A 5649-nucleotide genomic window follows, 5' to 3' on the forward strand; every position below is an offset into this window, starting at 1 on the left:
CCGGACTGGTATTCCGTCATGTAAATCTGGGTCGCCAGACGGGCAACTTCAATGCGCTGGTCAATGGTGAATTTTTCTGTATCGGACATAAAGCCTCTCTGTTTAAAGGGTCATTGTTGGCAGCAGTATCCTGGCACAGAGGGGTTTTATTTTTAATGAGGTTAGTTATCTGTGGCATCAAAATCTTCGCTTAAAGCCTTTCGCGAGAAGATTGCCCGCATTCAGGGGGAGCTGCGCAACCGCATTGAGAACGCAAGCTGTGGTCTGGACAGCAGCCCGGAGGCGATACAGGCTCGCCGGTCACAGGTCAGCGATCCGGTGACCGGATTTCGCTTCTTCGTAAACACCTACTTTAAGCATCACATCCATCACCCGCAAACCAGTGCGCTGCACGAGTATCTGTATTGAGCGCCTGCCGCAGATTGTCACCAGCCCTGAGAGCGAGAATGACGTTATTGCCGCCCCGCGCGGCGAGGCAAAAACCACTCTCGGTCAGCAGCTGTTTGACCTGTGGTGCGTCGTCCTTGAACTGAAGAAATTTATCATTATCGCCTTTGATACGTCTGCTCAGTCAGCGGAGTCACTGGAGGTTATCAAGGCTGAGCTGCTCTATAACGCCGGTCTGGCGCTGGACTTCCCGAAAGCCTGTGGACAGGGGCGCGTGTGGCGTATCGGCTGCATTTTGACTGCGTCGGGCATCAAAATCGAATCCGCTGGCCAGGGGCAGAGTCTGCGTGGCCGTAAGCACGGCGCGTATCGTCCTGATCTCGTTCATCTCGATGACCTTGAGAACGACGAGAACGTGGTGACGCCAAAGCAGCGTGACAAGCTGGAGAAGTGGCTGAACAGCACGGTGCTGCCGCTGGGCGGGGCCGGGGTCAAGCTCGATGTTATCTACGTCGGGTCAATCCTGCACTACGATTCCGTGCTGGCCCGCACCATGAAAAACCCGCTGTGGAACGCGAAGCGTTTCCAGGCAATCCTCGCGTGGCCAGAGGATATGGCGCGGTGGGATGAGTGGGAAGAAACCCTGCGCAGCAAGGGTAAAAATGCCGCGAAGGCGTTCTATAACCGCCATGAAAAAGCGCTGCTGAAAGGCTCCCGCGTTTCCTGGGCGGCCCGACCGCTGCTGGCGCTGATGTTGATCCGCGTGCGCGTAGGCACCCGCGCTTTCGATGCAGAATACCAGAATGACCCGGTCAGCGACGAGCATGCCATCTTCCACGGCTGTATCCATGAGTGGCGGGAGCTGGAGCCTGACCTGATTTACTTCGGTGCCTGCGACCCGTCGCTCGGCAAGCACAACAGCCGGGGCAACGACCCCAGCGCGTTGCTGATTGGCGGATGGCACCGCATCAAAAAAGTGCTGAAGGTCATCCGTGCCGATATTCGCGTGCGCCGCCCTAAAAAGATTATTACCGATGTTATCCAGCTGCAGCGTGAGTTTGGCTGCGTCGCATGGGCGTTTGAGTGGGTGCAGTTCCAGGACTTCCTGCGCGAGACGCTGATAGAAGAATCCCTGAAGGCGGGCGTCCCCGTTCCTGCCCGCTCGGTGATCCCTTCCACCGACAAGGCCGGACGTATTGAGTCCCTGCAGCCCTTTATGGAGAGCGAGCACATTCTGATCGCCCGTGCGCTCGCCACGTTGCGTGAACAGCTGATGCATTTCCCGATGGCTGACCACGATGACGGCCAGGATGCGCTGCATATGCTGTTTGCCATCGCGTCAACCAGTGTGGGTAACTTCGAATTTATTCCCGTCAGCCAGCTGGAGGCGGTGGAGTCGGATTCTCTATCGCGCCGCAGGCATGACGATGACGACGATTATGGCTCTGACGGTTTCGGGTCTGGAGGATGGTAAATGGACATTAAAACCGCGTTTAAACGCTTTTTTTCCCGCGATAACACACAGGCCATGCAGAGTGCTGGCGACGATTTTCTCTACAGCGATACCGTCAGCCACCCGTCCACCGGGCTGGATATTCAGCGGGTGTATGCCCTTTTCAGCGCTGCCGAACAGGGCGACATTCAGGCGCAGAGTGACCTGTTTACCGATATGGAAGAGCGCGACGGCCACCTGTTCGCCGAGCTGTCAAAGCGTAAGCGTGCGCTGCTGACGCTGCCGTTTTCCGTCAAACCGCCCCCGGATGCGACCGAGGCGGAGAAGAAAGTCGCGGCGGAGGCCGACTGGTGGCTGCGCCATTTGCCGGGCTTCCGCGAGATGCTGATGGATATGCTGGATGCCATTGGTCACGGCTTTTCGTGTATCGAGATCGAATGGGGCCGCAAAGAGTCACTCTGGCTTCCGTCAGCGTTCCACAAGCGACCGGCGCGGGCCTTCACCATGCCGCAGAACGACCCTGACAGTATCCGCCTGAACCGGGGCGGCGTGGGTGGCGAGGAGCTGTGGGATATGGGCTGGATCGTGCATAAGCACAAGTCAAAATCCGGCCCGGTGGCGCAGAGTGGCCTGTTCCGCGTACTGGTCTGGACGTACCTGTTCAAGAATCTCTCTGCCCGCGACTGGGCACAGTTCCTGAACCTCTACGGCCTGCCGTTCCGTATCGGTAAGTATGATGCCTCCATGACCGACAGGGAGCGACTGAACCTGCTTCGCGGTATCCGCATGCTGGCCGGCGAAGGCGGCGGTATCATTCCGTCTAATGCTGAAATCTCGCTGGTCTCTCCGTCAGCAGGCCAGAGTGCACCCTTCCTGGATATGGTGAGCTGGTGCGAGAAGGTACAGTCAAAGGTCATTCTCGGCGGGATGCTGACAAGTCAGGCGGACGGCAAATCGTCAACCAATGCGCTCGGAAATGTGCATAACGAAATCCGTCACGATCTCCTCGTCGGTGATGCGTGGATGTCGGCGGAGACGCTGACCCAGCAGCTACTGTGGCCAGTGCTGGTGATAAACGGGCGTTTTAACCCGGAGCGCGCGCCGTATCTGGAGTTTGATGCCCGCGAGTCCGTTAACCTTGAGCGACTGATGACGGTGGTAACTACGGCCCAGCAGGCGGGCTTTAAAATCACTGCTGACTGGGTCTCGGAGAAAAGCGGTATCCCGCTGCCGCAGGAAGGTCAGACCATCCTGAAGCCGCTGGCCCGCCAGCAGGCCGGTGACGCCGCACTGTCTCAGGTAATGCAGGCCCGCCTTGCTGCCCTCTCTGTGCCGCAGAGTGGAACTGACAACGTACAGCTGCAGCTGGATGCCGCTCCGCAGCTTCTGGCCATTCAGGCTACTGCCGCTGCTAAAGCAATGTTGAAACCGCTTATTACGAAGGTAAAAGCCGCCCGAAGCCCGGATGAGGTTTACGAGCTTCTTGCAGCCAGCTATCCAGCGCTGGACGATATGGCCCTGCGCGAGCTGGTCGGTCAGGCGGTGTTTATCGCCGATGCAATGGGGCAGCAGGATGCCTGATATCAACGCAGGCTTTGCCATGACCCTGCCACCGGCGCGGGCGATAGCGTACTTCCGCTCGAAGGGGCTGAAGCCCACCATGAGCTGGAAGGACATGCAGGATGATGCCCATGCGGTGGAGTTTGCGGTGGCCGGCATCACAAAGCTGGATGTTCTCAGCGATATCCAGAACAGCCTGACGCGCTCGTTTACGGAAGGGATGAGCTTCCGCCAGTTCCAGGACGAACTGGAGCCGCTGCTGCAGCGTAAGGGCTGGCTGGGGCGCGGGCTGGTTGCCGATGATGATGGCGTGCTGCAGGGCAAAAAGCTGATGCCGTATCGGCTGGATACCATTTTTCGCACCAATATCCAGTCGGCGCATGCAGCGGGCCGCTATCAGTGGATGGTAGCGAATGCGAAAGAGCGCCCTTACTGGCAGTATAACGCCATCATGGACGGTCGCACCCGGCCTGCGCATGCAGCCCTGCACGGGCGTATATTCCGCTGGGACGATCCTATCTGGAATGTACTGTTTCCGCCGAATGGCTATAACTGCCGGTGCTTTGTCAGGGCGCTCACGCAGGCTCAGGTTGATGCGCATCCGATTGGTGTTGAATCCTCGGAAGCGTACATGACCACAATCCAGCAACCTTACGGCACTGACGGGGAGATGCGCCCGGTGACAGCGTTTTGTGATCCGAAGACCGGGCGGATGATGGTGCCGGATGCAGGTTTTAACCTCAACCCGGGGCGTGGGTATCTGGCCGGGCTGGGTCAGTCCCTCCTGGAGAAAAGCGTTGATGCCCCTCCACGTCTTGCCGCGCAGGCAGTGTATGAAACGCTGCGTAATAACCGGCTGGCCACGGCAATGAACCGCGACCTTGAGAGCTGGGTGCGCTCGCTGCCTGCGCGACCCAGCAGGGATTTTCGCCGCGCTGGTGCATTATCACCGCTGGTGCTGGCGGCAATCAGTGACAGTGCGACTCTGCCGTCGCCGGTTGTCACCTTACCGGCAAAAACGGCGGTCAGCCTGCGGGAAGCCGGTGCGTCGTGGCTTGGACGTCTGGCATCGGCATTTCGTTACCCGGTGGCAGTGCTGCGGCGCGGAGAGGCTCTGCTGATGGTGGTGGAGGATTTAGCCGGTTACAGCGTGGTCACACTTGCCCGCAGCGCTGATGGTTTTGAGCCGGTATCGTCGGTGCCGTGGTCGCCTGCTGCTGTCGCACGCGCCAGCCTGATTGACGGGACGCTGCCGGAGGGAAGTGCATGAAGCTCGATATCGATATTTCTGACGAGTTCCGCGACTGGCTCGACAAGCTGGCCGCACGTTGCCAGCACCGTGAGCCGCTAATGAATAAGGTCGCGGGTATCATGCTTGATGCGGTAGATGAGAACTTTGTTCAGGGCGGGCGTCCGGCGTGGAAGCCACTTAAATATCGCGACGGCAAGCCGCTGATGAAGACCGGACGCCTGCATGGCTCAGTTGAGCCGTTCGCCGATAACGATCAGGCGGTGGTGGGTACGTAATGTTGTCTATGCCCGAATCCACCAGAAGGGCGGGAAAACCCGCCCTCACATCATCCGCCCCCGCAACAAAAAAGCGCTGTATTTTAACGGACGCTTTGCGAGTCAGGTCAACCACCCTGGTTCAGATATTCCGGCCCGTCCTTTCCTCAGCCTTACGGATGATGATAATGACGCCATCCGCCAGGCGGTCATCGACCATCTTGGAGGTGAAGACTGATAAGCCCACAAAAGGCCGTTGTGGCGTTTTTCCGCTTACAGGGGTAACGTATTACCCCTGTAATGTTTTAACGCCATTCTGCGCGATTTAAACGGGTTTTAAACGGGGTTGCGCCATGCAGCCACGGTGTTACTGTCTTAATCCCCTGTATCCTTCCCCTGTTCTTACCGCTTCACCCCTGTAACTGTCGGGCATTTAGCCTGCCGCCTATCCTGTCCTCACTTTCAGGCATCAACAAGGACAACACCGCCCGCATTCAGCTGTTTCCGGCTGGCTGGTTTGGTGCGCCGTCAGGTGGTCAGCGCTGGTTCCTGGACGCCTCACTGGCACAGCGTCTGATTGATGCCGCCAACAGCCGGGTGAATGACTACCAGTTTGACTATGAGCACCAGTCCCTGAACGCTCCACAGGCCAGTGGCCCGGTGCCTGCGTCAGGCTGGTTTAAGTCCCTGACCTGGGTTGAAGGTGAAGGCCTGTTTGCTGACGTCAAGTGGACAGAACGCGC

The 5649-nt window shown here is 58.5% G+C and carries 6 protein-coding genes and 1 pseudogene; all 7 read left to right on the forward strand.

Annotation, left to right across the window (positions count from 1 at the left end):
* Positions 1-194 (forward strand): hypothetical protein (locus tag BBW68_RS19140; protein ID WP_222563072.1); only part of this gene is annotated, 194 nt, incomplete at its 5' end.
* Positions 172-1861 (forward strand): annotated as a pseudogene (terL, locus tag BBW68_RS06845) (phage terminase large subunit). The gene BBW68_RS19140 and the pseudogene terL, both read left to right, overlap by 23 nt.
* A complete protein-coding gene (locus tag BBW68_RS06850; protein WP_070134553.1) occupies positions 1862-3421 on the forward strand; it encodes a DUF935 domain-containing protein in 1560 nt (519 codons plus the stop codon).
* Complete coding sequence (locus BBW68_RS06855) at positions 3414-4670, forward strand: phage head morphogenesis protein (RefSeq protein ID WP_070134554.1); 1257 nt, start codon at positions 3414-3416, stop codon at positions 4668-4670. The genes BBW68_RS06850 and BBW68_RS06855 overlap by 8 nt, the downstream gene beginning before the upstream one ends.
* Positions 4667-4927: a phage virion morphogenesis family protein gene (locus BBW68_RS20175; protein WP_261791478.1), complete on the forward strand. Its 261-nt coding sequence runs from the start codon at positions 4667-4669 to the stop codon at positions 4925-4927. The genes BBW68_RS06855 and BBW68_RS20175 overlap by 4 nt, the downstream gene beginning before the upstream one ends.
* Complete coding sequence (locus tag BBW68_RS06860; protein WP_261791477.1) at positions 4875-5144, forward strand: phage virion morphogenesis protein; 270 nt, start codon at positions 4875-4877, stop codon at positions 5142-5144. Before BBW68_RS20175 ends, BBW68_RS06860 begins: the two co-directional genes overlap by 53 nt.
* A 260-nt stretch (positions 5145-5404) precedes the next feature.
* Positions 5405-5649, forward strand: a 245-nt coding sequence (locus BBW68_RS19645; RefSeq protein WP_276325380.1) for a phage protease, incomplete at its 3' end; no start/stop codon positions are given.

The organism is Candidatus Erwinia dacicola (genome assembly GCF_001756855.1).
Lineage (GTDB): Bacteria > Pseudomonadota > Gammaproteobacteria > Enterobacterales > Enterobacteriaceae > Erwinia > Erwinia dacicola.